This window comes from Nonomuraea sp. NPDC050404, assembly GCF_040655495.1.
Lineage (GTDB): Bacteria > Actinomycetota > Actinomycetes > Streptosporangiales > Streptosporangiaceae > Nonomuraea.
Genome location: NZ_JBFAKB010000022.1, coordinates 94,720 through 120,168, shown reverse-complemented (window position 1 = coordinate 120,168; position 25,449 = coordinate 94,720). Strand labels below are relative to the sequence as shown.

At 70.3% G+C, this 25,449-nt stretch carries 26 protein-coding genes; 12 read left to right on the top strand and 14 right to left on the bottom strand.

All coding sequences use genetic code 11. The features are described 5' to 3' along the window. The first annotated feature begins 314 nt into the window (after positions 1–314). Positions 315–1,121, top strand: coding sequence for a hypothetical protein (locus tag AB0I81_RS44855; protein ID WP_360671182.1), 807 nt, complete (start codon positions 315–317; stop codon positions 1,119–1,121). A gap of 22 nt (positions 1,122–1,143) precedes the next feature. Here AB0I81_RS44855 and AB0I81_RS44850 read toward each other — a convergent pair whose 3' ends face one another. Genes AB0I81_RS44850 through AB0I81_RS44825 form a run of 6 tightly spaced genes read right to left on the bottom strand, consistent with a single transcriptional unit; the run spans position 1,144 to position 8,499 of the window. Then, the gene (locus AB0I81_RS44850) at positions 1,144–2,880 is read right to left on the bottom strand and encodes a pectinesterase family protein (RefSeq protein ID WP_360671180.1); all 1,737 of its coding nucleotides are present in this window, start codon (positions 2,878–2,880) and stop codon (positions 1,144–1,146) included. Then, positions 2,877–4,100 carry a hypothetical protein gene (locus AB0I81_RS44845; protein ID WP_360671177.1) on the bottom strand — a complete coding sequence of 408 codons (1,224 nt, stop codon included), beginning with the start codon at positions 4,098–4,100 and terminating at the stop codon, positions 2,877–2,879. The genes AB0I81_RS44850 and AB0I81_RS44845 overlap by 4 nt, the downstream gene beginning before the upstream one ends. After that, positions 4,100–5,386 carry a sugar ABC transporter substrate-binding protein gene (locus AB0I81_RS44840; protein WP_360671174.1) on the bottom strand — a complete coding sequence of 429 codons (1,287 nt, stop codon included), beginning with the start codon at positions 5,384–5,386 and terminating at the stop codon, positions 4,100–4,102. Before AB0I81_RS44840 ends, AB0I81_RS44845 begins: the two co-directional genes overlap by 1 nt. Positions 5,387–5,390: 4 nt before the next feature. Continuing rightward, positions 5,391–6,812: a glycoside hydrolase 43 family protein gene (locus AB0I81_RS44835; RefSeq protein WP_360671171.1), complete on the bottom strand. Its 1,422-nt coding sequence runs from the start codon at positions 6,810–6,812 to the stop codon at positions 5,391–5,393. Then, positions 6,809–7,681: a carbohydrate ABC transporter permease gene (locus AB0I81_RS44830; protein WP_360671169.1), complete on the bottom strand. Its 873-nt coding sequence runs from the start codon at positions 7,679–7,681 to the stop codon at positions 6,809–6,811. The genes AB0I81_RS44835 and AB0I81_RS44830 overlap by 4 nt, the downstream gene beginning before the upstream one ends. Then, positions 7,678–8,499 (bottom strand): sugar ABC transporter permease, encoded by an 822-nt coding sequence (locus AB0I81_RS44825; protein ID WP_360671483.1) that lies wholly within the window; start codon positions 8,497–8,499, stop codon positions 7,678–7,680. Before AB0I81_RS44825 ends, AB0I81_RS44830 begins: the two co-directional genes overlap by 4 nt. A gap of 277 nt (positions 8,500–8,776) precedes the next feature. On the opposite strand from AB0I81_RS44825, the gene AB0I81_RS44820 reads away from it, so the two are divergent. Further along, positions 8,777–9,790, top strand: coding sequence for a LacI family DNA-binding transcriptional regulator (locus AB0I81_RS44820; RefSeq protein WP_360671166.1), 1,014 nt, complete (start codon positions 8,777–8,779; stop codon positions 9,788–9,790). Between the two features lie 45 nt (positions 9,791–9,835). On the opposite strand, the gene AB0I81_RS44815 is transcribed toward AB0I81_RS44820, so the two are convergent. Together AB0I81_RS44815 and AB0I81_RS44810 are read right to left on the bottom strand one after the other, a co-directional pair. Further along, a complete protein-coding gene (locus tag AB0I81_RS44815; RefSeq protein WP_360671163.1) occupies positions 9,836–10,495 on the bottom strand; it encodes an HAD family hydrolase in 660 nt (219 codons plus the stop codon). Positions 10,496–10,537: 42 nt separating this feature from the next. Continuing rightward, positions 10,538–10,984: a GNAT family N-acetyltransferase gene (locus AB0I81_RS44810; RefSeq protein ID WP_360671160.1), complete on the bottom strand. Its 447-nt coding sequence runs from the start codon at positions 10,982–10,984 to the stop codon at positions 10,538–10,540. 87 nt (positions 10,985–11,071) lie between these two features. On the opposite strand from AB0I81_RS44810, the gene AB0I81_RS44805 reads away from it, so the two are divergent. Both AB0I81_RS44805 and AB0I81_RS44800 read left to right on the top strand, forming a co-directional pair. Continuing rightward, complete coding sequence (locus tag AB0I81_RS44805; RefSeq protein ID WP_360671157.1) at positions 11,072–12,052, top strand: zinc-binding dehydrogenase; 981 nt, start codon at positions 11,072–11,074, stop codon at positions 12,050–12,052. Between the two features lie 25 nt (positions 12,053–12,077). Next, positions 12,078–12,458: a VOC family protein gene (locus AB0I81_RS44800; RefSeq protein ID WP_360671154.1), complete on the top strand. Its 381-nt coding sequence runs from the start codon at positions 12,078–12,080 to the stop codon at positions 12,456–12,458. Here AB0I81_RS44800 and AB0I81_RS44795 read toward each other — a convergent pair. Then, on the bottom strand, positions 12,452–12,946 hold the full coding sequence (locus AB0I81_RS44795) for a hypothetical protein (RefSeq protein WP_360671151.1): 495 nt from the start codon (positions 12,944–12,946) through the stop codon (positions 12,452–12,454). The two genes, AB0I81_RS44800 and AB0I81_RS44795, sit on opposite strands and share 7 nt — an antisense overlap. A 153-nt stretch (positions 12,947–13,099) precedes the next feature. On the opposite strand from AB0I81_RS44795, the gene AB0I81_RS44790 reads away from it, so the two are divergent. From AB0I81_RS44790 to AB0I81_RS44780, 3 genes are read left to right on the top strand one after another with little or no spacing between them, the layout of a single operon-like run. Next, entirely contained in the window at positions 13,100–13,438 is a 339-nt protein-coding gene (locus tag AB0I81_RS44790; RefSeq protein WP_360671148.1) for a metalloregulator ArsR/SmtB family transcription factor, read from the top strand. Further along, positions 13,435–13,905, top strand: a complete 471-nt coding sequence (locus AB0I81_RS44785; RefSeq protein ID WP_360671145.1) for an SRPBCC domain-containing protein — start codon at positions 13,435–13,437, stop codon at positions 13,903–13,905. The genes AB0I81_RS44790 and AB0I81_RS44785 overlap by 4 nt, the downstream gene beginning before the upstream one ends. Next, positions 13,902–14,528 (top strand): dihydrofolate reductase family protein, encoded by a 627-nt coding sequence (locus tag AB0I81_RS44780; RefSeq protein WP_360671142.1) that lies wholly within the window; start codon positions 13,902–13,904, stop codon positions 14,526–14,528. Before AB0I81_RS44785 ends, AB0I81_RS44780 begins: the two co-directional genes overlap by 4 nt. On the opposite strand, the gene AB0I81_RS44775 is transcribed toward AB0I81_RS44780, so the two are convergent. From AB0I81_RS44775 to AB0I81_RS44765, 3 genes are all read right to left on the bottom strand, one after another. Further along, the gene (locus AB0I81_RS44775; RefSeq protein ID WP_360671140.1) at positions 14,525–15,937 is read right to left on the bottom strand and encodes an amidase; all 1,413 of its coding nucleotides are present in this window, start codon (positions 15,935–15,937) and stop codon (positions 14,525–14,527) included. The two genes, AB0I81_RS44780 and AB0I81_RS44775, sit on opposite strands and share 4 nt — an antisense overlap. Positions 15,938–16,004: 67 nt before the next feature. Continuing rightward, the gene (locus AB0I81_RS44770; RefSeq protein WP_360671138.1) at positions 16,005–17,150 is read right to left on the bottom strand and encodes a histidine kinase; all 1,146 of its coding nucleotides are present in this window, start codon (positions 17,148–17,150) and stop codon (positions 16,005–16,007) included. A 178-nt stretch (positions 17,151–17,328) separates the two neighbouring features. Then, complete coding sequence (locus AB0I81_RS44765) at positions 17,329–17,787, bottom strand: hypothetical protein (RefSeq protein WP_360671135.1); 459 nt, start codon at positions 17,785–17,787, stop codon at positions 17,329–17,331. Positions 17,788–18,115: 328 nt separating this feature from the next. Between AB0I81_RS44765 and AB0I81_RS44760 the strand changes: the two genes are divergently transcribed. The 3 genes from AB0I81_RS44760 (at position 18,116) to AB0I81_RS44750 (ending at position 21,671) form a co-directional block, all read left to right on the top strand. Next, the gene (locus AB0I81_RS44760; protein ID WP_360671132.1) at positions 18,116–19,213 is read left to right on the top strand and encodes a hypothetical protein; all 1,098 of its coding nucleotides are present in this window, start codon (positions 18,116–18,118) and stop codon (positions 19,211–19,213) included. Between the two features lie 203 nt (positions 19,214–19,416). After that, a complete protein-coding gene (locus AB0I81_RS44755) occupies positions 19,417–20,145 on the top strand; it encodes a response regulator transcription factor (protein WP_360671129.1) in 729 nt (242 codons plus the stop codon). Further along, a complete protein-coding gene (locus tag AB0I81_RS44750) occupies positions 20,142–21,671 on the top strand; it encodes a HAMP domain-containing sensor histidine kinase (RefSeq protein WP_360671126.1) in 1,530 nt (509 codons plus the stop codon). Before AB0I81_RS44755 ends, AB0I81_RS44750 begins: the two co-directional genes overlap by 4 nt. Here the strand turns inward: AB0I81_RS44750 and AB0I81_RS44745 are convergent. Next, entirely contained in the window at positions 21,573–23,084 is a 1,512-nt protein-coding gene (locus AB0I81_RS44745; RefSeq protein ID WP_360671123.1) for a hypothetical protein, read from the bottom strand. The genes AB0I81_RS44750 and AB0I81_RS44745 overlap by 99 nt on opposite strands. 56 nt (positions 23,085–23,140) lie before the next feature. Then, positions 23,141–24,040 carry an ABC transporter ATP-binding protein gene (locus AB0I81_RS44740; protein ID WP_360671121.1) on the bottom strand — a complete coding sequence of 300 codons (900 nt, stop codon included), beginning with the start codon at positions 24,038–24,040 and terminating at the stop codon, positions 23,141–23,143. A gap of 64 nt (positions 24,041–24,104) precedes the next feature. Here AB0I81_RS44740 and AB0I81_RS44735 point away from each other — a divergent pair, with 64 nt between their 5' ends. Further along, positions 24,105–24,677 (top strand): TetR/AcrR family transcriptional regulator, encoded by a 573-nt coding sequence (locus AB0I81_RS44735; protein ID WP_360671118.1) that lies wholly within the window; start codon positions 24,105–24,107, stop codon positions 24,675–24,677. Positions 24,678–24,868: 191 nt separating this feature from the next. Continuing rightward, a complete protein-coding gene (locus AB0I81_RS44730) occupies positions 24,869–25,435 on the top strand; it encodes an NAD(P)H-dependent oxidoreductase (protein ID WP_360671115.1) in 567 nt (188 codons plus the stop codon). Positions 25,436–25,449: the final 14 nt, after the last annotated feature.

Genomic DNA, 25,449 nt, shown 5'->3' with positions numbered 1-25,449 from the left:
CCATCTGTTACGCGGTGCCGTGGCTTGCCACCCGCCATACTCCGGGCAGCTTGTATTGAGACCATCTGTTACGCGGTGCCGTGGCTTGCCACCCGCCATACTCCGGGCAGCTTGTATTGAGACCATCTGTTACGCGGTGCCGTGGCTTGCCACCCGCCGCACTCCGGCGGATGGCCCTCCAGGAAACGCCCTCTGATCCCTTCAGTGGTGACCCGCCGTTACGCGAGCCCAAGCTGACCGGCTCCGTGGTTTCACGCGTTCCGGCGCTAAGGTGACTCCGGCTCCGTTCACCCCCCTCCGCAAGGAAGTGCCGCATGATCCGTCGCCACCGTTTAGGCGTCCCCGCCCTCTTCGCCACCTGCCTCTACCTTGCCGCCCTGGCCGTCGGCCTCGCGATCGCGCTGGCCACCGGAGACCTCGGCGTCTTGTGGTGGGTGGCGCTTTTCGCGGCACCGGACGACGCGGTCCAGGCGACGCCGCCGAACGTGCTCCTGCTGACTCTGGCGGGGCTCGTCATCGCGTGGGGGGTGTGGCAGTGCCTGCGCGGGCCGCTGACCGGGCCGCCGGTGGAACTGGACCGGAACTCGCGGTGGCTGCGCGTGGCGTTGTACGTCTCGGCGGCGACCTACCTGCTCAATCCCTTCCTGACGGCCCTGCCCCCGTGGGGAGCGATGGTGACGCTCGTCCCCATGCTGGGAGTCGTGCTGCTGTTCTCCGCGGTCCTGGGGCGTTCGCGTGGACACACCGTCATTACGATCGGCTTCGGCGTCCTGGGACACGCGGGCGGCATCATCACCCTGACGATCGCGTTGATCGTGGCAGAAGGCGAACCGCTCATCATGGTCAGCGGCCTGGCCGCGCTGATCTGGATCGTGCTGATCCTGCGGGCTCAGTGGGACGACGATCGGTGGCAGGAGTCCACGGTCAAGTACGGCGCCCTCGGTCTCCTGCTGCCCATCCTGTTCACGATGGCGGGCGCGCTGATCGCGGCGCCGTTCGAGGTCTACGACGACGCCGTGGTGGTCGCCGGCACCCTGAACGTGATCTGGCTGGCCCGTTCCGCCCACGATCTCGCCGCTCCCCGCGTCGTACCGGCGGCGGACGCCCACGTGCTCGCCTGAGGGCGCCCGCCTCGTCCGGCTCTCAGGGGCGCCAGCCGCGCAGGTAGCTCGCCGCCGTGTGCTCACGTGCCTGGCGGTCGGTGAGTTGGGGGCGGTCGGCGTTGATGGATGCGCCCGGACCCGTGTTGCGGTATTCGGCGTAGCGGCCCTCGCCCTCCCACGGGTCGTCCTTGATGTGCGCGCCCAGCCAGGAGTCGCGCACCACGACCTGCCCGGCGTTGCCCAGCGCGACGTCCGCGTCGCCCTCCAGCCGGCTCGCGCTGACCAGCACGGTGCCGCCCGTGATCACCGCGCCGGGGCCTGCCGACCTGATCGTGCAGCCGTCCAGCACGGTCGTGCCCTGGCCCCGTACCGGACCCGTCGCCTGGCAGTCGCGCAGGTGGGCGCGGTGGCCGTCGGCCTGGTAGGCGCCCGCGAAGGCGGTGCCGTCGAAGGCGGTTCGGTCGCCGGAGGTGCGTACGGCATGGCCCGAGGTGGCGGCGGTGTTGGTGAAGGTGAGGTCCCTGATCGTGACGCCGTCGGCCTGAACGCTGAATGTAGCGCTCTGTGCCGCGCCCCACGGGCCGCCGTAGAACTTCTCGGCCTCGGCGGCCAGGTCGTAGGTGACGACCACGTCCGCCGGGTCGCCGGTCTCGCCCTTGATCGTCACGTCCCCGGCACCGGGCCAGAGCCGTGGCATCTCCCGGTAGACACCCGGCTTGACGGTGATCACCGCGCCGCGCGGAGCCGCGCCGAGCGCCGCCTGAATGCTGGCGAAGTCGCCAGTGCCGTCGAGGGCGACCGTGAGGCGACGCGGCGCCGGTCGCGCCCTGCCCTGCGGGCCAGCGCCCCGGGTGACGATGCCGGGCACCCGTTCGGCGGGGTCGAGGCGGTAGGCGTAATAGGAGGAGGGGTCGAACGCGGCGCCGGCGCTGTCGTTGCGGCCGGGCGAGTCCCTGAACACGTTGCCCCGCTGCACCGCCTGCGACGCCGGGTCCTTGACCACGATCGGGTCGGGCACGTTGCGGTAGTAACTGTTCTCGACGACCAGCCTGCCGCCGCCGCGAATCATCGTGCCGTAGGTGGCGGTGTCCTGGACGTAGTTGTTGTACCAGTGCGCGGCCTCGGTGTTGTCGATGCTGGCGTTGCGCTGGTGGGTGCCGCGGATCCAGTTGTGGTGAAAGGTCACCTTGGTGACGACGTTCGCGGTCCAGCCGACGCCGACGGCCTTGTTGTGGTCGCTGAAGACGTTCCACGAGACGGTGACGTAGTCGCTGTCCTTGCGGATGTCCAGCAGGCCGTCGCCGGTGCGGGTGAAGTGGTTGTGGTCGATCCAGACGTGGTGGGCGCCGTCCATCTGCACGCCGTCGTAGTCCTTGCTCTTGCCGTCCCAGTCGCCGGGGACGTAGGAGTCGCGGATCGTCAGGTTGCGGATGATGACGTTGTGCACGCCGTTCAGGAAGAAGCCGCCGTGTACGATCTCGGCGCCCGCGCCGTCGCCGACGATGCTCTTGTCGGAGGCGACCTCGACCTCCTTGCCGTACGGCTCCATCGCGATCGAGCCCTTGACCCTGATCACGTACGGTTCGGCGGCCGTGGCGTACCTCTCCAGGTCGGCCTGGTTGTCCACGGTCACGGTCTGCCCGGCCGCGCCGCCGGTGGTGCCGTCCACACCCAGGGCACTCAGCCCGGCGAACCCGTCGGCGCGATCGTGGGCCTGAGCCGGTGCCGGAATGACGACCAGGGCCGCGACCAGGGCGAAGAGCGCTGCCGTCCTCATGAGATCCTCCCCGCTCCGGCGAACGCCTTGACCAGGGCGGGCACGGCGCGCGCCGGGTCCACGCGCCCGCGCAGGCGCGGCGTCCAGCCCACGTCCGGGCCAAGATCGGGGTCCTTTGCCGCGTTGTACGCCGCCAGCACGGAAACCGGCCTGCCGTTCACCAGCGTGCCCTCCTCGTGGATCGCGGTGCCGCCCCAGCCATAGATGATCTTGTCCGCCGTCGTGCCGCGGAAGGCGTTGTTCTGCGCGTAGATGGCGGAGTTGACGCCCACGCCCCACGAGTACTGGTAGTCGGTGCCGGGCGGGACCACGTAGAAGTTGTTGTAGACGTGCACCTGCCCGTGCCGCACCCGGGGCGCCCGCTGGTTGAGCCCGCTCAGCTCGTTGTGGTGCAGGGTGACGCGCAGCTTGCCCGCGTCGTGCTGCGGGTCGTCGGTGTTGCCCCAGAGCAGCGACTTGTCGTGGCCGGAGAACTTGCTCCAGGAGATGGTCACCAGGTCGCTGCCGCGTACGACGTCGAGCAGCCCGTCGTGGTGCAGGAAGCGCTTGCCGAAGTAGAACGGCTCGTTCCGGTCGGGACGGTCGCCGTCGGTCAGCGTCACGTGGTCCACCCACACGTGGGTGGACTCCGAGACCATCAGGTTGTCGTAGTCGGTCTTCCAGTCGCCGCCGCTCCACACGGGGAAGCAGTCGTAGGCGTCGTGCACGGCCAGGTTCCGCACGATCACGTTGTCGGCCTTGTCGATCATCAGGCCGAGGCCGGTGAGCGAGGCGCCGCGGCGGCCGACGAGCGTGGTGTTGGAGCCGATGGTGATCACGACGTCCTGCCGCTGGTTGGCGACCGACGCCTTGCGGGCCTCTTCGAGCGGGCCCGAGGCGGGGCCCGTCCAGTGTGCCGGGTCGTAGGCTTCCAGGTATTTCTGCAGGTCGTACGCGGGGTCGGCGTACTCGGCGCAGGTCTTGCCGCCCACGTCGATCGGGCCCTCAACGTACACGATCTTCGACTCGTCCCCGGCGACGGCGGCGGCCAACTCGTCGCGGGTGCGCACGGCGACCGGGCGGCGGTCGGCCGAGCCGCCGGTGGTGCCGCCCTCGGCGGCGGCCCACCCGTCGTTCGGCGCGAGCACCTGGCGTCCCAGGTCGGGGGCAGGGTGTCCCAGGTCGGGGGCAGGGTGCAGGGCCGTCACGGCGGCCATGGCGAGGGCGGCGACGGCGTGCATCAGCCGTTCCTCTTCTTGTAGCCGGCCTGCGCCTCGGTCAGCTTGCCCGCGAACTCGTCCAGGAACTGCTTACTGGTGAGCTGGCCCAGCAGCACCTTCTGGAACTGCGGCTCGGCCCACGTCTTGGTGATCTGGTTGAACTCCGGCAGGTGGTAGGGCATCTGCACGACCTTGGTGGCCGGGTCGTTCAGCACCCGCTGCGCCTCGATGATGTGCGCGGCCTTGGGCTCCGGCGCGTCGATGTTGGCCGGGATGACGCCGGTCTGCTCGGCGAGGTAGCCGCTCATCTCCTTGGCGGCGAAGAACTCGGCCAGCTTGGCCGCGGCGTCCTTGTTCTCACTGGCGGAGAAGACGGCGACGCCGCCGACCGGGTTGGACAGGATGGCCTGGGTGCCGGAGTCGGACTTGGGCACGGAGAAGGAGGCCATCTTCTCCTCGCCGAGCGCCTTCTTGTGGTCCTGGTAGGAGCCCAGGTTGTGCTGCATGATCGCGATGCTGCCCGCGGTGTCGAACTGGGCGACCATCTTGACGTAGTCGTTCTGCAGGTCGCCCTCGGGCGTGTTCTTCTTGTACAGCCCCGCGTACTTCTCCAGCGCCGTCACGTTGCGCGGGTCGTTGAGCGTGGCCTTGCCGGCGGCGTCGAAGAACTCCGTGACGCCCGACTGGCCGTAGACGACCTCCAGCATCTGCGCGATGGAGCCGGAGCCGCCGCGGATGGTGAACCCGAACCGGTTCTCCTCCGGCTTGGTCAGCTTGTCCACCGTGCCGAAGAACTCCGACCAGGTCTTCGGCGGCTCAAGACCGGCCTCCTTGAACCAGTCCTTGCGGTACCAGAACGCGCCGGAGTTGGTGGAGATCGGGTAGATGTACATCTTGCCGTCGGGCACGACGTTCTTGACCGTCGTCGCGAGCGCCTCGTTGAACTTGCCGTTCAGCGCGGGGTTCTTCGCGATGCGGTCGTCCACGGGTTCGAGCGCCTTCTGCGCCACCAGCGAGCCGAGCCCGGAGGTGGAGATGTCGGCCACGTCCGGGGTGCCGCCGCCGGCGATGGCCGTGTCCAGCTTCTGCGGCGCCTGCGCGATCGGCACACCCACGTAGTTGACCTTGATGGTGGGGTTGGCCTTCTCGAACTCGGCGATGGCGTGCTGCCAGACCGGCGTGCGCGCGGGCCCGGCGTTGGTGTCCCAGAAGGTGATCTCGGTCTTGCCGCCGGATCCGGCGTCAGAGCCGCATCCGGCCAGCACGGCCGCCAGCAGCACGGCGGCCATCGGCGCGTGTCGTCTCATTGCCCTACCTTTCGATGTCCACGGTGAACGCCTCGAAGATCGCCTGGCCGGTACCGCTCCCCGCGGCGAACAGGCCGAGCACCGCTCCCACCCACCGGCCCTGCGTGGCCTGGAAGGGCGCGCCGACCTCGCGCGGCCCCTCGCCGGTGTCGGCCAGGAACGTGACGAGCGCGCCGTCCCCAACCCGCGCGCCGAGGGTGACGCGCTTGCCCCGCTCGACCGGCACGGGCTCCATGTCCCCGCAGACCAGCACCGTCGTGCCGTCCGCGGCGCGCTCAAGCCCGACGTGCGCGGCGGTGTCCCCGATCACGGCCAGCCCCGCGCGGCCCTCACCCTCCAGGGTCAGGCTCGTGGTGACCGTGCAGGGCTCGCCGGGCAGCCGCTGGCCCAGCACGGACGGCCGCTCGCGCAGGTCGTCGGGACCGGGCACGCAGCCCAGCCGGAGCGTGCCGTCCCCCAACTCCCACCAGGAGGGGTCAGGGTTGGCCTGCCAGCTCCACTGCAGTCCCAGCTCGGGCCCGGCGAAGTCGTCGGAGGTCCCCGGCCCGCCCGGCTCGCCGCCGGGCACCGGCACCCGGTGCTCGATCACGGGCTCGCCTTCGTCGCCCATGACCGGCCAGCCGTCCCGCCACGTCATCGGCTGCAGGTGCACGACCCGGCCGTAGGGGCCGCGGTCCTGGAAGTGCATGAACCAGTGCTCGCCGGACGGCGTGTCCACCCAGCCGCCCTGGTGCGGGCCGTTGACCTCGGTGCCGCCCTGCTCCAGCACGATGCGGTCCTCGTACGGACCGAAGATCGACTCCGCCCGGAACACCGACTGCCAGCCCTGCTCGACCCCGCCCGCCGGAGCGAAGATCCAGTAGACGCCGTCGCGCTTGTACAGCTTCGGCCCCTCCAGCGTCCGGTAGTCCGGCAGCAGATCGGCGTCGATGACCAGCGTGCCCTCGTCGAGCACCTTCTCGCCGTCCGGCGCCATCCGGTGCACGGTGAGCCGGTTGTTGACGCCCGCCCGGCTCCTGGCCCAGCCGTGCACCAGGTACGCCTGCCCGTCGTCGTCCCACAGCGGGCACGGGTCGATGAGCCCGAGGCCCGGCTTGACCACGTGCGGCTCGGTCCACGGGCCACGCGGATCCGCGGCGCTCACCCAGCAGACGCCGACGTCCGGATCGCCCCAGAAGATCCAGAACCGGCCGTCGTGGTGCCGCAATGACGGCGCCCACACGCCGCAGCCGGGCCGCACGTCGTCGTGACCGCGCGTGTACGCGTGACCGATGATCGTCCAGTTGACCAGGTCACGGGAGTGCAGGATCGGCAGCCCCGGCACCTTGGTGAAGGTGGAGACCGTCAGGTAGAAGTCGTCGCCGACACGGATGACGTCAGGGTCGGACCAGTCGGCGTTGAGCACCGGATTGCGGTAGGTCTTCACCCCTTCACCGCCCCGGCGGACATCCCCTGAACGAGATAGCGCTGGATGAACGCGAAGACGATCACGACGGGCAGTGCGGCGACGACACCGCCGGCGGCGAGGGCGCCGAAGTCGACGCTGTTCTCGCCGAGGTTGTAGGCCAGGCCCACGGGCACGGTGAATTTCTCCTGGTCGTTGATGAACATGAGGGCGAAAAGGAAGTTGTTCCAGCTGTGGATGAAGGCGAACGAGCCGACCGCGACCAGCGCGGGCCGCAGCAGCGGCAGCACGATGGCCAGGAAGCCGCGCATCCTGGAGCAGCCGTCCACCCAGGCCGCCTGCTCCAGCTCGTACGGGATGTTCCTGATGAAGCCGCTGATCAGGATCAGCGAGAGCGGGAGCTGGAAGACCGTCTCGGCGACGACCAGGCTCCACAACGAGTTGGTCAGGCTCAGCGTCCTGAAGATCTCGAACAGCGGGATGATCATGAGCGCGCCGGGGATGAACTGCGTGCAGAGCATCCCGACCATGAACGCGCCCTTGCCGCGGAAGTTGTAGCGGGCCAGCGCGTACCCGCCGGCCAGCGCCACCACCGTGGTCGCGACCAGCGAGGCGATGCCCACCATCAGGCTGTTCTGGAAGAACACGGCGAAGCCCATGCCGTTCCAGACCGTGTCGAAGTGCTGGAGCGTGAGCGGCCAGGGGAAGATCGCCGTCGAGCCGGGCGGGCGGAAGGCGAAGACCAGCATCCAGTAGAACGGCACCAGCGTGAACAGCAGGTACAACCCCAGCGGGAGGTAGATCTGCCAGCGCGGCGTGCGGTCGGCGCTCCTGGGCCCCGGGGCCGGCTTGCCGCGGGTGATCACGGGACGTTCGTCCACCATCGTCATGACTTGGCTCCGAACTTGCTCAGCCGCAGGTAGGCGATGGAGAAGAAGGTCAGGATGAGGAACGCGACCGTGGTCAGCGCGGTGGCGTAGCCGAAGTCGTGCGACTGGGCGGCCAGTTGTGCCACATACAGCGGCAGCGTGGTGGTCTGGTGGGCCGGGCCGCCGCCGGTCAGCGTGTAGAGCAGGTCCACGTTGTTGAACTCCCACACGCAGCGCAGCAGCGTGGACAGGATGATCGCGTCGCGCAGGTGGGGCAGCGTGATGTGGAAGAACCTGCGCACGCGGTTCGCGCCGTCCACGGAGGCGGCCTCGTACAACTCCTTCGAGACCGACTGCAGGTCGGCCAGGAGCAGGATCGCGAAGAACGGCACGCCCCGCCACAACTCGGCCACGACCGCCGCCCAGAACACGGTGTCGGGGTTGGCCAGGGGCGCGGCGCCGTACTCCATGAGGCCCATGTCGGCGAGGTAGCGCGAGACGCCGGTGAACGGGTTGTACAGCAGCACCCAGATCGCGGTGGTCAGCACGCCGGAGACCGCCCACGGCGAGAACACCAGCGCCCGCGAGATCGCGCGGCCGACGAAGCTCTCGTTGACGATCAGCGCGAGCGCGAGGCCGAGCAGGAACTGCAGCACGACCTCGACCACCACCCACTTGAGGCTGAAGCCGAGGCTCTGCCAGAAGATCGGGTCCTCGAACAGCAGCGTGCGGAAGTTCTCCAGGCCCGCGAAGCCGTTGTCCCAGGGCTGGGTGACGTTGTAGTGCTGGAGGCTGTAGTAGAGCACGCTGGCCATCGGATACACGAGGAACCCGAGCATCGCGACCACGGACGGGGCGATCAGCCAATATGGGGTTAACGCGCCTGCTCGGCGGGGTTTGCTGCGAGGCGGGGGTGCCGAGACTACGGCCACGTATTCGACTCCTTCGCGTGGGTCCGGGTCTGCAATCGGTTGCAGGAAACGTTGCGTTAGCGGGAACGCAACGTCAATGGCATATGAACCCGGCGGGCCCCACTATCAGGGCAAACGCCGAAATTTCGAAATTTTCGGTGCCGCGGCCTGGCCTTTCACCCGCCCGTCGGAGGAGAGTGGGGACATGACGGCCCCGGACACCCCCCATCCGCTGCCGAAACTGGCGGTGATCGCTCGCGAGGCCGGGGTTTCGATTGCAACCGTTTCCAAGGCGCTGAACGGCCGATCCGACGTGTCGCAGCAGACCAGGCGCCTGGTCGCCGAGGTGCTGGAGCGGCGCGGCTATCCCCGCGAACGGGTGCGGCCCACCCGGGGCAGCATGGTGGACGTCATGCTGCCCGGCCTGGACTCGCCGTACGCGCTGGCCATCCTGGGCGGCGTGGAGGACGCGGCGTGGCGGCTGGGCGTCGACCTGATCGTCTCGGCCGTGGTCGACCGGACCAAGAACGGCCAGCCGCCGCCGGCCTGGCTGGACCGGATCGGAGCGCGGGACAGCGCGGGCGTCCTGCTGGTACGCACGTCGCCGACCGCCACCCAGCGGGCCTGGCTGACCGACCACGGGATCCCCGCCGTGATCGTCGATCCGCGCCGCAAGCCGCCGTCCGGCGTGTCGGTCGTGGCCTCCGCCAACCTCGACGGCGCCCGCGAGGCCACCGAGCACCTCATCGGCCTCGGCCACGAGCGCATCGCCATCGTGGCCGGGCGCCCGGGAGTGCCCTGCGCGATCGAGCGGGTGGCCGGATACCGGCAGGCCATGGCGGCGGCCGGGCTGCCGATCGACCCGCGCTGGGAGGTGTGCGGCTACTTCCAGCGCGAGAACGCGCTGACCGCCACCCGCGAACTCCTGGGAGCGCTCCCGGAGCCGCCGACCGCCATCTTCACCTGTTCTGACGCGATGGGCGTCGGGGTCTACGAGGCGCTGAACGAGCACGGCCTGCGCGTTCCCGACGACGTGAGCGTGGTGGGCTTCGACGACTCATGGGCCGCCGCGCACGTCAAACCCGCCCTGACGACGATCCGCCAGCCCTGGCCCGACCTGGGCTCCTTCGCCCTTTCCTGGTTGTTGTCCGGCAAGGCGCCCGAGCGGATGGAGGTGCCCACCACCCTCGTGCTGCGCTCCAGCACCGCTGCCGCATGAGAGTCTCACGGCTGTGACATTGCCCGCATGCGCGCGGGCTCCTCATCACGCCAATCGGCGCGGTCGCCCGAGTACGTGGTTGATCGCGCCCACCACGTCATCGGCGATGTGCGTGGGCCGGAAGGACTTCTCGTTCCATGGCCGGCCTGCCGAGATCCAGATGCTCTGCATCTGCAGGCCGTGCGCGCCGCCGATGTCGTTCTGCGCCGAGTCGCCGATCATCCACGCGTCCTGGAGCGAACTCCCGGCCGCTGCCGCCGCCGCCTCGAAGATCTGCCGATCGGGCTTGGCGTGACCGACCTCCTCGGAGATCGCCCAGCCGTGCACGATCTCGTCAAGGCCGGTGTTGCGCAGCTTCTTGCGCTGCTGCGACGTGCGGCCGTTGGTGACGACCACGCAGGTCCAGCCGACGGCGATCGCCTTGGCCAGCACATCGCGGACCGGCTCCGACAGGGTGACGCGATCGACCACGCCATGGTCGATGAACTGCCGGACGCCCTCCTCCGGGACGGAATCACCGTAACGCTCGATCAGGGACCGCTTCATCGCCTCCCTGTCGGCGTAGCCGCCGGCGTCAGTGGTGAGCACCCAGGACAAATCGGATTCCGGCAGACCATGGCCGGTCAGGAAAGCGACGGCGGCGGCCCGGAACGCGTCATCTCTGTCGATCAGGGTGCCGTCGAGGTCGAGCATCAGGAGAGGCATGCCAGCAGTAGATCATCTCGCCTCCCCTGACGGCAGGTGCGCTCAAGGCGGGCTCACGTAATGGTGCACCAGCGCGGGCTCGCCGGCCGCGTTGAGCCAGTCCGCGCGGTCGCTGCCGATCCTGCGCCAGCCGGAGCGTTCGTAGAACCTGATCGCGGCCTGCCCCTCGGAGGAGACCTGCAGCTTGAGGGGCAGGTGGGTGGCGGCTCGTACCGTGTCGATCAGCCGGGCGGCCAGGCCGCCGCCACGGGCGGCGGGCGCGACGAACAGGCGGGTGATCTCCAGATCCTCGGTGAGGGCGACATGCCCGAGCACCACCCCGGCCTGCGGTACGGGCTCCGCTATCCAGGCCCTGGCCAGGTCGGCCGGGGTCAGCCAGCGGCCCGGGTCGGACGGCCAGTCCACGGGATAACGATCGACGGCCTGAACCTCGGCGAGCGCTTTGACGCAGGCGTCCAGGTCGAGCGGGGTTCTGTCGCGGATCTCCACCGGGTAAGCCTAATCGCCACATTTGACCTCAATCTTGGTTGAGGTAGCAAGCTGTGTGAGCGAGACCCGAGTGGAAGGAGTATCACCATGCGAGCAGTGTGGGTAACCCGTTTCGGTGGACCCGAGGTCCTGGTGACGCAGGAGACCGCGGAGCCGGTCGCCGGGCCGGGGCAGGTCGTCGTGGCGGTCGAGTTCGCCGAGATCAACTTTGTGGAGACGCAGCTCCGGCGCGGGATCAGCCCCGGCCCGCCGCTCCCTGAGCCGCCGTACGTGTCCGGTGGCGGCGTCGCCGGGCGGGTCGCCTCGGTGGGCGAGGGCGTTGACCCCGGGTGGACGGGACGACGGGTGGTGACGCGTACCGCCACCTCTTCCGGCGGGAACGCGGAGCTGGCGGTGGCCAAGGAGGGAAACCTCGTACCGGTGCCGGACGAACTGGGCCTGGCCGAGGCGGCGGCGCTGCTGAACGACGGCAGCACGGCGGTCGGCCTGGTCAATCGGGCCGGCATCCAGGAGGGTGACTGGGTACTGGTCGAGGCCGCCGCCGGGGGTCTCGGCAGCCTGCTGGTGCAGCTCGCCAGGTCCGCCGGTGGCCGGGTGATCGCCGCCGTCGGCAGCGAACCTAAGGCCGAGCTGGCCAGGAAGCTGGGGGCCGAGGTGGTGGTCGACTACGGGCAGGACGGCTGGACCGACCTCGTACGGACCGCGACCGGCGGAAACGGACCCGACGTGGTCTTCGACGGCGTCGGCGGGCCGATCGGCAGGGCGGCGTTCGAGGCCACGGCGCGCGGGGGCACGTTCTCCGTGCACGGCGCCTCCAGCGGCGGCGCCTCGGTGATCGATCCGGACGAGGCGGCGCGGCGCGGCGTCACGGTGATCGGGCTCGACCAGCTCTTCGGCATGTCCGATCCGGCCGGCGCACGGCAACGCACGGAACGGGCCCTGGCCGCCGCGGCGGCGGGGCACATCACGCCGGCCATCGGCGGAACGTACCCGCTGGAGCGAGCGTCCGACGCCCACAAGGCCATGGAGGCCCGCACGGTGCCCGGCAAGACTCTGCTGATGGTCTGACCGGCATTTCGGTAAGTTGTGGAGCATGATCTCGGTTGTACAGAACGTGGCGATCGACTGCGCGAACGCCTACGAACTCGCCCGGTTCTGGAGCGAGGTGACCGGCTGCTCCATGCACCCCGAGGACCGTCCTGGCGACGAGGAGACGCAGGTCCTGCTGCCGCAGGGCCCGCTGCTCCACTTCAACCAGGTGCCCGAGCCCAAGACGGTCAAGAACCGGTTCCACCTCTGCCTGCGCCCGCAGAGCACGCGGGAGGAGGAGATCGAACGCCTGCTGGGCATCGGCGCCACCTTCGTTACCGACCGCCGCAACCCCGACGGCACGGGCTGGGCCGTCCTCGCCGACCCCGAGGGCAACGAGTTCTGCGTCCTGCGCAGCGACTCGGAACGGGCCGCCGTTCAGTAAGCAGGCGGGTACGGCGGCTGCTGATAGTGCTGGACGGGAATCGTCCGGGTCACCCGCCAGCCGAAGAACGTCACCGGGATCGCAACGATCAGCCAGAAGCCCAGCGTGAACAGCGCCAGCCACCAGTGCAGGAAAAACCACAGGCACGCATGGACGATGGCGGTGATCGGGTTGAAGCCGCGCTCCCGGACCGTCGTGTACTGCACCGGGCTGTACTGCGGACCTGTCGGAACCGGCATGTACGGCTGGCTGTAGGGCTGCGACTGATACGGCTGCTGGTACTGCGACCCTGACTGGTACTGCGGCCCGGACGGGTACTGCGACCCTGACTGGTACTGCGGCCCGGACGGGTATTGCGGCCCTGACTGGTACTGCTGGCCATACGGGTCCTGCTGCCCGGACTGATACGGCTGGCCATACGGGTCCTGCTGCCCGGACTGATACGGCTGCCCGTACGGGTCCTGCGGCTGCTGGGGCGGGTAGCCCATGGCGCGACTCCTCACGACGGGAACGTATTGGGACGTTCCAAGCACACCCCCGGTTCACAAGATCAAGTGTCCACATCCGGACACCTCCTCACGGCGAGCCGGCGTAACACTTAGCCCTTGCGCTAACTGTTTTGGGTCGCAATACTTAGCCGCATGGCACAGTATTCGGCGCAGCTCGACGGCGTGTTCATCGCCCTCGCGGATCCCACCCGGCGGGCCGTGGTCCGGCGCCTCGGGCGGGGGCCCACGAGCGTCGGCGACCTCGCCCGCGACTTCCCGATGACGCTGCCCTCGTTCATGAAGCACGTGCGGACGCTGGAGTCGAACGGCCTCATCCGCACGGTCAAGTCCGGCCGGGTGCGCACGTGCGTGCTCAACCGCGAGCGCCTCGCCCTCGTGGACGGCTGGCTCGCCGAGCAGCGCCGGATCTGGGAAGAGCGCACCGACCGCCTCGAACAGTTCATCACCGACCAGGAGGAGAACGGCATATGAACCCCGACCTCGACCTCAGCGTGGAGCGGATCATCCGCGCCCCGCGCGCGACCGTGTGGCGCGCCTGGACCGACCCGTCCCGGCTGGAGCAGTGGTGGTTGCCCGCGCCGTCCCACTGCCGGGTGGACCAGCTGGACCTGCGGCCCGGCGGAGCGTTCGTGACGCGGTTCAGCGAGGACGGCGCCGAGTTCGTCCCGCATCTGGACGCGTGTTTCCTGGCCGTGGACGAACTCGAACGGATCGTGTTCACCAACGCGATCACCAGCGACTGGCGGCCCGCGCGCCCCGCCCCGGTCGCCGTGACCGCCACCATCACGCTGAGCGACCACCCCGACGGCACGAACTACCGGATGCTTGCCCGCCACGGCGACCCGGAGGCCCGCGCCGATCACGAGAAGCTGGGCTTCATGGAGGGCTGGGGCACGGTCTGCGATCAACTGGCCGCGTACGCGGAAGGTCACCGATGAAGATCGTCCTCACCGAGTTCGTCACGCTCGACGGGGTCAGCCAGGGCCCAGGCTCGCCGGACGAGGACACCAGCGACGGCTTCACCCGGGGCGGCTGGCTCGTGCCGCACATCGACGAGACGTTCGTCCGCCGCACCTCCGAGCAGCTCGGCCTCGCCGACGGCCTGCTGTTCGGGCGGCGCACCTACGAGGCGTTCGCGCGCGACTGGCCGAAGATCACCGACCCGGCGGACCCGTACGCCGAGCGCATGAACGCGCTGCCGAAGTACGTCGTGTCGAACACCCTCACCGAGGGCGACTGGCACCCCACGACCGTGCTCAACGGCGACCCCGCTCAGACCGTCGCCGCGCTCAAGGCCCGGCCGGGCCGCGAACTGCAGATCCACGGCAGCGCCCGCCTGGGCGACGCGCTACTGGCGGCGGGCCTGGTGGACACGCTCCGCCTGGTGATCGCGCCCACGCTGCTCCGCACCGGCCGCCGCCTCGTGACCCGCACGGGCGCCACGTGCGGCCTGCGCCTGGTCGGTCACGAGGCGACGCCGAACGGCCTGCTGCTTCTGGAGTACGAGACGACGGGCCAGGCGCCCCGGGCCGAGTACGAGGGCGTCGCCGCCTTCGTCTAGGACATCCCGGCCGGGTGCCGGCCCGCCCAGGGCAGCGCCGCTTCGAGCTGGGCGGACACCCGCAGCAGCAGATCCTCCCGCGCATAGGCCGCGACCAGCTGAACACCGACGGGCAGCCCGTCGGAGGTCGTCCCGAGCGGCAGCGAGATCGCCGGCTGGCCCGTCGCGTTGAAGGGCATGAGGAACCTGGTGAGGGGATCGGACAGCGGCGGGAACGGCTGCTCCGGCGTGGCGGCCATCTCCTCCAGCAGCGGCTGACCGACACCCGATGCCGGGGTGAGCAGCAGGTCCCAGCCGTCCTCCTCCCACCAGCGCTCGACGTCGCCGGCCACCTCGCGCAGGGTTCCCATCGCCGCCGACAACCCGGCCCCGGTGATCCCCTTGGCGTACTCGAGCAACATCCGGGTGACGGGTTCCAGCTCGACCGGCCCGCCGGCGAGCGTCTCCAGGTGCTCGGCCTCGGCCGCGAGGGCGGTCAGCACCACCGGGAGGATGACCTCGCCGGCCAGCTCGCGCAGCCGGGCCGGATGACCGTCGGCGACGTGATGTCCCAGGTCAGCGAGCACGTCCGCGACCCGCCGGGTCACCTCGGCCTGCTCGACGCCAGCCCCGTCCGTGAGCACGCCGATCCGCAGCCGTCCGGGGTCGATGCCCACCTCCTGCGCGAACGGCCGCTGGGGGGTGGGCGCCGCGAACCAGTCGCCCGGCCGGCGGCCGCTGACCACGTCGAGCACGGCGGCGGTGTCCCGCACCGACCTGGTCAGGCAGTGGTCGGCCACCAGCCCGCCCATCGTGGCATCGAGCCCGCGCGCCGGCGGCCCCTGGGAGACCCTGCCGCGGCTCGGCTTCAACCCCACGACGCCGCACTGGGCGGCCGGATTGCGGATCGAGCCGCTGCCGTCGTTGCCGTGCGCGACCGCCACCAGCCCGGCGGCGACCGCGGCCGCCGATCCACCGCTGGAACCGCCGGTGGTCCTGCCGGTGTCCCACGGATTCCTGCACGCCCCCCACGCGGCCGGCTGGGTGGTCGCCGCCAGCCCCAGCTCGGGCACGTTCGTCTTGCCCACCAGGACGAACCCGGCCGCCCGCATCCGCTGCACGAAGTAGGAGTCACCGCTCGCGCGGTAACCGGCCGCCCTCATCCCGGCGGAACCCGCCGAGTAGGTGTCGCCCGCCGAGGTGGGACCAAGGTCTTTGAGCAGGTACGGCACGCCGCGGAACGGCCCGTCCTGGGCACCGGCCGCCTCCTTGCGTGCCTTGTCGAACAGCGGCACGACGACCGAGTTGAGCTGTGGATCAAGCCGCTCGATCCGCTCGATGGCGGCCTCGACCAGTTCCAGAGGCGTCACCTGTCCTTCGCGGACGAGTGCGGCCTGCGCGGTGGCGTCGATGAAAGGATCAATGTTCACGCCCGGAACGTGACACGCCCCGCTGACCGGCCACGCACCGTCGGCTGACGCACCTGCGTGGAGAGGTTCAGGGGAAGGCGACGGCGGTCCTGAACCAGCCGTTCTCCTGCTCCACCGTCAACTCGCCGCCCTCGCCCACCACGCGTTCCCTGAGTGCGGCAAGCCCCCGCAGCGCCGGCAGCGGACCGTCCTGCGCGCCGTCGTTGACGATGGTGACGCCCGTTTCCGAGAGGGTGACCCGCACCTCCCCCGCCTCGGCATGGCGCAGGATGTTGGTCGTGGTCTCCCGCAGGACCTGGCCGAGCAACTCGCTCGCACGCGGATCGACGACCCCGGCCGCACGATCGACGTGCGCGCTGATGCCGGCGGCCTCGAACAGGTTCTTGGCGTTCTCCAGCTCGGCGGACAGGTTGAGCCGCCGCTGGGCGTAGGCCAGCTCCCTGGTCTGGGTGATGGTGTCGCCGACCAGGGCGCGTACCTCCTCCAGCTCCTCCTCCACCCGCGCGAGGTCGCTGTGCAGCAGCTTCTTGGCCAGCGTGACCTTCAGCTTGACCACGTGCAGGGTGTGGCCCTGGATGTCGTGCAGGTCGCCGGCGAAACGTACGCGCTCGCGCATGACGGCCATCTCCGCCTCGCGTTCCCGCGCCTTCTCCAGCTCCCCGATCAGGTTGTGCACCCCGGCGGCGAGGATCGTCAGGATGATGCCGCCCACGGCGACGCCCGCGGAGACGATGACGAACTTGAGCAGGACGCCGGCCAGTTCCTCACGCGCCGTCACCACCCTCGCCGCGAGCACGACGATGGTGACGGCGGTGATTCCCGCGATCACCGCCGGCCGGTGGCGTCGCAGCTCGACGAGGGCGAGGGTGGCCACGATGGCGAAGCTGTAGACCGGTGTCGTGATGTCCGCGGCCAGCACTCCGACCAGCCAGATGGCCGCGGTGACGATCAGGGCGGGCAGCGCGACGCCGGGGAACCGGCCCGCGCCCCACCGCTTGAGCACCAGCAGGGTGACCAGCAGGCCCCCGGCCATGAGCAGCGCGTCCCACCAGGAATGGGCGTCGCGCGCCACCAGCAGCGACCCGACGGCGGAGAGCGCGCCGATCACGATCTCCAGGCTGAGTTTGCGCAGACGGCCCTGCGTCTCCTCGGCGTACTCGGACGGGCGCGCCGATGCCCCTGCCGGCTCTGTAAGCGGGGGGCTGATGTCCATGGAGGGCTCCGGGCTCGTCAACACGCTCGGTCAGGTTCCCTAACCAACGCAAGTGACACTACCTCATGACTTCACCTGCGGAAATGTCACCGGCAGTTCATGATAAGGCCCCATCCACCGGCGCCCGGGAAACGCGAACGGGCCCCGGCCGGTGGCCGGGGCGCTGCGACCTGCCGGTTTACCTGCCGTGGTGGCGCTTGGAGGCGGCGGTGACCGTGAAGGACGCGGTGGCGGTCTTGCCGGCGACCTTGACCGTGACGGTCTTGGTGCCGGCGCGCGTCCTCGACGGGACCGTCAGGTTCTTCCGCGCGCGGCCCGAGGAGAGGGGGACGCGGTAGGTCCTGCCCTCGGGGGTGGTGAGGGTGGCGGTGCCGGAGGACAGGCCCTTGGTGGTGATCGTCACCGCGTACGAGGAGCCGGCGCGGACGCGGCTGCTGCTGACGGCCACCTTCAGGGAGGTGGTCTTGTGCTTGGCGTGCTTGTACGTGTCCTCCTTGCCGTGCCGGTCCTGCTTGGCCGGGGCGGAGTGCGCCGGCTGCGGAGCCTTGGCGGTGGCGGTGGGGTGCGGCCTGGCGCCGTCCGCGAGGGCGGAGCCGGCGAAGGGCAGGGCGATCAGGGCCGCGCTGGCGATGGTCACGGTGAAGGGCTTGGCGAAGCGCACTGTTGATGAATCCAATCCTGGACGGACCTGGCCGAACCTCTGGAATTCAGCCCCGAAGGTCATCCACGGCATGCACTCTGCCGGGCCAACCTGAGAAAGCGCTGACACGAGCTTATGAATTGCATAAGCGCAGGCAGACCGCCCCTGCCGAGCGCGGTGACGTGCAACACATAAGTTCTCTTATGCAATTTTCAGCGTTTTATCGGATTCGTTTCCTTAAAGCCTCAGTAAAGAGGGATACGTTCCTGCCCCATAGACGCACCGAACGCTCAGCGCGTTCCCGCGACGAACAAGGAGCAATCCCTTGCAGATCAAGCACACCCTCATCCCCCTCGGCGGCGGGCTCGCCGCCGCGGCGATGCTCGGCGCCTCGCTCGCCGGCACGGCACAGGCGCAGGACAGGCAGCACGTGAAGCCGTCCGAGAGCGTCAGCACCGAGACCGCCAAGGGGATCGCGCGGTTCTGGCTGGAGAACAACGGCGCGGCGCTGGAAGCCGCGACCTACCTTGAGGAGGACACCACCAAGGTCGACAAGCTCAAGACCACCGGCAGCGCCTCCACCGACACCAAGGCGGGCTCGGTCGCGCCGACCGGCACCACCACCAGCACCTCCAAGTCGAAGAACGTGAACCTGCCGAAGACCGTCGGCAAGGTCTTCTTCGTCGACCAGGACGGCGAAAAGCGCTGGTGCTCGGCCTCGTCCATCCAGGGCAAGTACAAGAACGTGGTCGCCACGGCCGGGCACTGCGTGTACGACACCGCCAACGACGAGCAACTCCTGGACAACTGGGTCTTCGTGCCCGGCTACTACCAGGGCAAGGCTCCGTGGGGCGTCTACGTCGGCAAGCAGGCGTTCGTGCACTACGACTACAGCGTGTACGAGGACTACGACCGCGACTACGCCTTCGTCTCGGTCTACAACGGCGTGTCGATCAAGGCCTCGACCGACTCCAGGCGTCCCACGCTGGAGGTCGAGGACGCGGGCCGCCTCGGTGACAACGTCGGCGGCCAGGGCATCGCCTGGAACCAGCCGCTGAAGAAGGCGCACTACGTCTTCGGCTACCCGCAGGCCGCGCACCCCGACGGCAACAAGCCGTACACGGGTGTCACGCCGAAGTGGTGCTACGGCACGACCACGGCCAAGACCGTGGGCTCGGCCGCCAAGAAGATCGAGGAGCACGTCGGCCTCAAGTGCGCCATGACCGCGGGCGCGGACGGCGGGCCGTGGCTGCTGAAGTACAGCAGCTCCAAGCGCACCGGTTACCTCAACGGTGTGACCAGCAGCTTCTACGACCAGGACGAGAACAACCGGGTGGACTACATCTCCTCGCCGTACTTCGACGCCGAGACCTACGGGGTCTACACCTCGGCCTCGGCCGTCTGGTCCGGAAAGCTCGTCTGACAGGGAGGGGGATGGGCTCCGGGTAGCTCGTAAAGGGAACTCGTAAAGGGATGCGGAGGCCCGGCACATTCGTGTGCCGGGCCTTCAACCGCTGGTCGAAGGGCTGGTTGTCAAGTGGCCACGCTTCGCCGCGCCACGACTCACAGTCAATTCATAAGCGACATCTCATCAAACACTCATGCACACCCGCCATTGTCACGACTATGCACACGTACCAGTCCGCGCCTGTGCGCCGGCCCGACGGCAGCTCGATCAACATCCTCGTCGTGGATGACGAACCCTCACTGACCGAGCTCCTGTCCATGGTCATGCGCCAGGAGTCCTGGGACGTCCGCTGCGCGCACAACGGCAGCGAGGCCATCAGGGCGGCCCGCGGGTTCCGTCCCGACGCGATCGTCCTGGACATCATGTTGCCCGACATGGATGGGATCGTGCTCCTGCCCAGGCTGCGCGCGGTGCTGCCGGGCGTGCCCGTTCTGTTCCTGACCGCGAAGGACTCGATGCAGGACCGGCTGATCGGCCTGCGGGCGGGCGCCGACGACTACGTCACCAAGCCGTTCCACCTGGAGGAGGTCGTCATCAGGCTGCGCGGCCTGCTGCGCCGCTCCGGCGCGGCGCAGACCCGGCCGGACGCCGGGCTCGCGGTCGGGGACCTCACGCTGGATCAGGAGACCCATGAGGTACGGCGGGGCGGCAAGCAGATCAAGCTCACCCCCACCGAGTTCGAGCTGCTGCGCTTCCTGATGCACAATCCGGGACGGGTGCTCAGCAAGGCGCAGATCCTCGACCGCGTGTGGGCCTACGACTTCGGCGGGCAGAGCAACGTGGTCGAGTTGTACATCTCCTACCTGCGCCGCAAGATCGACGCCCAGCGCAAGCCGATGATCCACACGGTGCGCGGCGTCGGATACACCCTGCGCCCGGCCGGATGACCTTCAGGGTCCGCAAGAGGGCCATGTCGCTGGAGACCAAGCTGGTGGTCTCCTCGATCGCGTTGCTCGCCGTCGTCTCGGCCGTCGTCGCCACCGCGACCACGCTGCTGTTCAACGACTTCCTCACCGACCAGCTCGATCTCCAGGTCAGGGCCGCGGCCCGGCGTTCGGTCGGCGCCCCGAAGTCGCCCGGCGCGCCGCCCGAGGCCAGGGAGGTGACGTTCCTGCTGTCGCCGGGGCAGGCGATGGAGACGTTCGGGGCGCGGGTGCGGCTGGGCGAGGTCCGCCGGGCCGCCGTGCTGACGGGGGTGGACACCGTACAGGAGGTGCCGGCGCCGCCGGCGGTCGCCGCCGTGACCGGCAGACCCGTCACGATCGGCCTGGGGCCGATGGGTGACTACCGGATGGCCGCGGCCCGTACGCGCGACGGCGACGCGCTCGTCGTCGGGCTGCCGCTGAGCGGCCTGCGGTCCACGCTGACCAGGCTCATCGTGGTGGAGGCCGCGGTGACGCTGGCGGGCGTGTCGCTGATGGCCATCGCGTGCACCCTGCTGGTACGCCGCGCCGTACGCCCGCTCGGCCGCCTGGCCGCCACCGCCGCCCGCGTGTCGGAGCTGCCGCTGGCCACCGGCGACGCCGTCAGGCTGGCCAGGGTGCCCGAGGTGGACACCGACCCGCGTACCGAGGTCGGGCAGGTCGGCGGCGCGTTCAACCACATGCTCGGGCACGTCGAGACGGCCTTCGCGGTGCGGCACGAGAGCGAGTCCAGGTTGCGCCGGTTCATCGCCGACGCCAGCCACGAACTGCGTACCCCGCTGGCCTCGATCGTCGGCTACGCCGAGCTGACCAGGCGCAGCGGCGAGCCGCACGGCCCGCAGACGGCGCACGCGCTGGGCCGCATCGGTTCCGAGGCGGGCCGGATGTCCACCCTGGTCGAGGACCTGCTGCTGCTGGCCCGGCTGGACGCGGGCCGCCCGCTGGAACGGGTGGCGCTGGACCTGTCGCCGATCGTGGTGAACGCGATCAGCGACGCCTACGCGGCCGCGCCCGGTCACCGCTGGCTGGTGGGCCTGCCCGACCAGCCCGCCCTCGTCCTCGGGGACGCCGACCGGCTGCACCAGGTCGTGGCGAACCTGCTGGCCAACGCCCGCACGCACACCCCGCCCGGCACCACCGTGACCGCGACGGTGCTGATGGATTCCGAGCGGGTGAGCGTCCGGGTGGCCGATGACGGGCCGGGGATCGCGCCGGAGTTGTTGCCGCACGTGTTCGGGCGGTTCGCGCGGGGCGACGGGTCCAGGTCCCGGCTGGCCGGAGGGAGCGGGCTGGGGCTGGCGATCGTGTCGGCGGTGGCGGCGGCGCATGAAGGGGTGGTGGACGTGGCCAGCGTGCCGGGGAACACGGTCTTCACGCTGAGCCTGCCCGCCTCACGCGAGCAGATCCCGTCTGTGGAAGGCGGCGCCGCCGACGGTCACGAGGGCGGCGGCGGCCAGGGCGAACCCGGCCGGGGCCGCGAAGCCGGGTGAGATCGAGGGGTGGGCGTATCCGAACGGCGTGAACAGGAACGCCGTGCCGCCGAGCACGCCCGCCTCCCACATCGCCACGCAGACGGCCGAGAGCACCACCACGGCCCAGGCCACGGGCACGGCGGCGCGGGGGCGCAGGCCGTACGCGGCGATCGCGACGCCCGCGACGGCCCAGGCGGCGGGCGTGAAGAGCAGCGCCGCGCCGATCTGGACGGGCACCGCCTCCGGCCGGCCGCCGGCGAGCGCGTGGCCCGCGCCCGTGCCCGCGCCGACGGCCAGCAACATGGCGGCGGGCGCGGCCAGGCCGAGCACCAGGTGCCCGGACAACCAGCGGGTCCTGCCGGTGGAGGTGGCCAGCAGGGGCGAGGCCCGGCCACGGCTCTCCTCCCCGTACGGACGCAGCGCCCCGGTCACCGCCAGGCAGGCGACGACCAGGCAGAACACGTACGTGAAGACCTCCAGCAGGGTGTCCCCCGTCAGCGTGCCGACCTCGAACGACGCCGACACCCAGCCCACCCCCGCCGACGCCACCCCCAGCGAGATCGTCCACGAGACCACCTGCCCCCCGTACAACCGCCAGGCCAGCCCGATCGTGCTGCGCGGCGCGGGCCGCACGGGTCCCGCGCGCTCGGGCAGCAGGCCCGTGCCCAGGTCGCGGCGGGCGGAGACGGCGAACGCGAGCAGGGTGAGCACGGCCGCGAGCGCCAGCGGGATCCACAACACCCACCACTGCTCCCCCGCCCCGTACGCCCGCGCGACCCGCGGCCACCCCGCCGGCAGGTAGGCGACCAGTTCCTCCGGCACCACCAGGCCCGGGACGAGCCCGGCCACCAGCACTCCCACGCCGGTCGCCCGCGCGAGCGGCGCGCTCTGGCACAGTTGCGCGGCCAGCACGCCGCAGGCGGCGAACATCGTCGCGCCCGCCGCGCCCGTCAGCCCGAACAGCAGCGTTCCGCCCGGCGGATAGCCGAACCCGAGGCCCAGAACGAGACATTGCCCTACGACGACGGCGAGGTTCACGGCGGCGACCACGGCCACGACGGCGCTGATCGCGGCATGCCTGCCGACCGCGCCCGCCGCCACCAGCTCCCGTCGGCCCGCGTCCTCCTCCGCGCGGGTGTGCCGGATCGCGAACAGCAGCCCGGCCAGGCCGCCGATGAGCAGGCTCTGCACGCTCGACCGCCAGCCGACCAGTGCCTCGATGGAGGTGCCTGGGACGGGGCCGAGCAGCGCGTTCGTGAAGGGGTTGGCCTCGGCGGCGGCGATGAACGCCAGCCGGTGCGGTTCGGCGGGCATCAGGGCGGCCAGGGAGTAGGCGTTGAACGCCGGGAGCGCGACGGCCACCACTATCCAGGCGGCCAGCAGCAGCCGGTCGCGGCGCAGGATCAGTAAGGCGATCGTGCCGGCGTTCATCGTGGCCGCATTCGCATGGCCTGCGTTCACGGGGCCCGCGTTCACGGCGCCCGTACTCACGGGGTCACCGGTTCGCGGTAGTGCCGTAGGAACAGCTCCTCCAGCGTGGCCGGTCGTGCCGTGAGGTCGAGCAGCCCGTACGCGGTCAGCCGGGTGAGCACCTCACCTGCCCGCCCGCTCTCGACGCGGAAGCGCACCTCCGTACCGTGAACCTCCGTGCCGTGGACCTCCAGCCCGTGGGCGCCGTCCAGCCGCTCCGGCGGGCGTTCCAGCCGGGCGGTGATCGAGGTCCAGGTGAGGTGGCGCAGCTCGGTCAGGGTGCCCGACTCGACGACGCGCCCCCGGCGTACGATGCTCACCCGGTCGCACAGGGCCTCCACCTCGGCCAGCACGTGGCTGGACAGCAGGATCGCGGTGCCCTCGGCCCGCCGCTCGGCCAGGCAGCGGCGGAACTCCTCCTCCATCAGCGGATCGAGGCCGGAGGTGGGCTCGTCCAGCAGGAGCAGTTCGGCCCGCGCCGCCAGCGCGGCGACCAGTGCCACCTTCTGCCGGTTGCCCTTGGAGTAGGTGCGGGCCTTCTTGCCGGGATCCAGCTCGAACCGTGCGATCAGCTCGTCGCGGCGGCGGGTGTCCGGCCGTCCGTGCAACCGTCCGAGCAGGTCGATGATCTGGCCGCCGGTCAGCTCGTCCCACAGCGTGACGTCGCCGGGTACGTAGGCGAGGCGGCGGTGCAGGCGTACGGCGTCGTGCCAGGGGTGCCCGCCCAGCAGCCGCACCTCGCCGGCGTCGGCCCGCAGCAGCCCCAGCAGCACGCGCAGCGTGGTCGTCTTCCCCGCGCCGTTCGGGCCGAGGAAGCCGTGGATCTCTCCGGCTCCGACCCGCAGGTCGAGCCCGTCCAGGGCCCGGGTCCGGCCGTACGTCTTCACCAGGCCGGACACCGAGATGACAGAATCCATGGCTCGCACGCTACGCAAAACTTGCAGTCCTGTAAATATGCACTGGATGCAATATGATCGATGCATGTCGTTGCGCGAGCGGAAGAAGCGGCAGACCAGGCAGGCGCTCATGGACGCCGCCGGGCGGCTCTTCGACGAGCAGGGGTACGAGGCCACGACCGTCGACCAGATCGCGGCGGCGGCCGGAGTGTCCACGCGCACGTTCTTCACCTATTTCCGGCACAAGGCGGACGTGATCCGTACCAACAGCGTCGAGCGTGTGGACGCGGGCGTCGCGGCCATCCTCGCCAGGCGGCCCGGGGAGGCGCCGGCCGAGTTGCTGGCCAGGGCCTTCGACGAGATGCTCGCGGAGAGCTGGGAGATGGGGCTCACGGCAGGGCTGGTCGGGGATGCGTACAAGCTGCCGATCTTCTCCCCACAGGCGACCATCGACCGGTCGAACGCGCGGCTGGAACGGCTGGCCGCCGCGCTCGTCGGGGCCTGCGGGATCGACCGGATGACCGCGTACGCGATGGTGGGGGCCGCGATCGGGGCCGTCAGCGGGACGGCGGCGGTCTCGATGAGCGAGGGCAGGACCGACGAGGAGACCCTGGCGGAGACCTCCCGCGCCTGCCGCCGCGCCCTGACGGGCTTCTGACCCCGACCCGCACCACCTCGCACCGGCGGACTACTGGCCCCAACCCGCACCACCTCGCACCGGCGGACTTTGGACACCGACCCGCACCACCTCGCGCTGGCGGACTTTGGACACCGACCCGCACAGCCGGGGCCCGCTAGTTTTGATCTAGCGGGCCGTCTAGCGCCTCCTTCGTGAGAGGGGGTGACACGATGACGGCCGGACCGCTCAACGTCGCCGTGATCATCGGCAGTACCCGGGCGGGCCGCGTCTGCGACACGGTGGGCGCCTGGTTCGCCCGGCGGGCGCGGCGGCGCGAGGACCTCAACGTCGAGGTGCTCGACCTGGCCGCCTACGACTTCCCGGCCTGCTACCCGCAGGAGCCCACGCCGTCCACGCGGCGCTTCGCCGCGACGGTCGGTGCGGCGGACGCGTTCGTCGTGGTGACGCCCGAGTACAACCGCAGCTTCCCCGCCTCGCTCAAGGAGGCGATCGACCTCGCCTACGACGAGTGGCACGCCAAGCCGGTCGGCATCGTCGCCTACGGCCTGGGCTCGTACGGCCACTACGCCGCCGAACAACTCCGCACCGTCTTCTCCGCCCTGCACGCCATGACCATGCGCGACTGGGTGGGGATCGACCTGCTCGACACCGAACTCCGCGAGGAATCCCGCGACACCGACGATCGCCTGCGGGCGGTCGCGGCCATGCTCGACCAGCTCACGTGGTGGGGTCGCACCCTGCGCGCGGGACGACACGACCAGCCATACGTCTCATGAGAGGAAGGAACACC

Bases quoted from the DNA above. Each gene is read 5' to 3' on its own strand.
- AB0I81_RS44730 (WP_360671115.1), top strand. From the start codon at position 24,869: ATGACGGCCGGACCGCTCAACGTCGCCGTGATCATCGGCAGTACCCGG.
- AB0I81_RS44830 (WP_360671169.1), bottom strand. From the start codon at position 7,681: ATGACGATGGTGGACGAACGTCCCGTGATCACCCGCGGCAAGCCGGCC.
- AB0I81_RS44805 (WP_360671157.1), top strand. From the start codon at position 11,072: ATGCGAGCAGTGTGGGTAACCCGTTTCGGTGGACCCGAGGTCCTGGTG.
- AB0I81_RS44820 (WP_360671166.1), top strand. From the start codon at position 8,777: ATGACGGCCCCGGACACCCCCCATCCGCTGCCGAAACTGGCGGTGATC.
- AB0I81_RS44750 (WP_360671126.1), top strand. From the start codon at position 20,142: ATGACCTTCAGGGTCCGCAAGAGGGCCATGTCGCTGGAGACCAAGCTG.
- AB0I81_RS44745 (WP_360671123.1), bottom strand. From the start codon at position 23,084: ATGAACGCCGGCACGATCGCCTTACTGATCCTGCGCCGCGACCGGCTG.
- AB0I81_RS44850 (WP_360671180.1), bottom strand. From the start codon at position 2,880: ATGAGGACGGCAGCGCTCTTCGCCCTGGTCGCGGCCCTGGTCGTCATT.
- AB0I81_RS44845 (WP_360671177.1), bottom strand. From the start codon at position 4,100: ATGCACGCCGTCGCCGCCCTCGCCATGGCCGCCGTGACGGCCCTGCAC.
- AB0I81_RS44755 (WP_360671129.1), top strand. From the start codon at position 19,417: ATGCACACGTACCAGTCCGCGCCTGTGCGCCGGCCCGACGGCAGCTCG.
- AB0I81_RS44740 (WP_360671121.1), bottom strand. From the start codon at position 24,040: ATGGATTCTGTCATCTCGGTGTCCGGCCTGGTGAAGACGTACGGCCGG.
- AB0I81_RS44815 (WP_360671163.1), bottom strand. From the start codon at position 10,495: ATGCCTCTCCTGATGCTCGACCTCGACGGCACCCTGATCGACAGAGAT.
- AB0I81_RS44780 (WP_360671142.1), top strand. From the start codon at position 13,902: ATGAAGATCGTCCTCACCGAGTTCGTCACGCTCGACGGGGTCAGCCAG.
- AB0I81_RS44785 (WP_360671145.1), top strand. From the start codon at position 13,435: ATGAACCCCGACCTCGACCTCAGCGTGGAGCGGATCATCCGCGCCCCG.
- AB0I81_RS44790 (WP_360671148.1), top strand. From the start codon at position 13,100: ATGGCACAGTATTCGGCGCAGCTCGACGGCGTGTTCATCGCCCTCGCG.
- AB0I81_RS44855 (WP_360671182.1), top strand. From the start codon at position 315: ATGATCCGTCGCCACCGTTTAGGCGTCCCCGCCCTCTTCGCCACCTGC.
- AB0I81_RS44735 (WP_360671118.1), top strand. From the start codon at position 24,105: ATGTCGTTGCGCGAGCGGAAGAAGCGGCAGACCAGGCAGGCGCTCATG.
- AB0I81_RS44825 (WP_360671483.1), bottom strand. From the start codon at position 8,499: ATGCTCGGGTTCCTCGTGTATCCGATGGCCAGCGTGCTCTACTACAGC.
- AB0I81_RS44840 (WP_360671174.1), bottom strand. From the start codon at position 5,386: ATGAGACGACACGCGCCGATGGCCGCCGTGCTGCTGGCGGCCGTGCTG.
- AB0I81_RS44795 (WP_360671151.1), bottom strand. From the start codon at position 12,946: ATGGGCTACCCGCCCCAGCAGCCGCAGGACCCGTACGGGCAGCCGTAT.
- AB0I81_RS44800 (WP_360671154.1), top strand. From the start codon at position 12,078: ATGATCTCGGTTGTACAGAACGTGGCGATCGACTGCGCGAACGCCTAC.
- AB0I81_RS44770 (WP_360671138.1), bottom strand. From the start codon at position 17,150: ATGGACATCAGCCCCCCGCTTACAGAGCCGGCAGGGGCATCGGCGCGC.